Source organism: Exiguobacterium sp. s166 (assembly GCF_018618855.1).
Taxonomy (GTDB): domain Bacteria; phylum Bacillota; class Bacilli; order Exiguobacteriales; family Exiguobacteriaceae; genus Exiguobacterium_A.
In genome coordinates, this window is record NZ_JACSMU010000020.1 from 1 (window position 1) to 294 (window position 294).

At 38.8% G+C, this 294-nt stretch carries 1 protein-coding gene; it reads left to right on the forward strand.

The features are described 5' to 3' along the window. Positions 1–229 precede the first annotated feature (229 nt). On the forward strand, positions 230–294 hold a 65-nt coding region (locus KNP93_RS15580), incomplete at its 3' end, for a cold-shock protein (protein WP_214856027.1).

A 294-nucleotide genomic window follows, 5' to 3' on the forward strand; every position in this document is an offset into this window, starting at 1 on the left:
CAAGCAACTAACGTTACTAAACTTTAATTTTCCTGAGAGGATCCGCAACTGCGGATCCTCTTTTTTAATTCTTTTCCGCCTACCCCTATCTTTTTCAAACCGGACGTGCTATATTATTAAGTAATTATTGTTGTTCGGTGGAGATATGAAGGTTACACTTTTGACTCGATGAAATTGATCACGGTAGTAATAATCAGTATGGCTCAGTCATACGCAGGAGGCAACACACATGGAACAAGGTAAAGTAAAATGGTTTAACGCAGAAAAAGGTTTTGGCTTCATCGAACGTGAAAG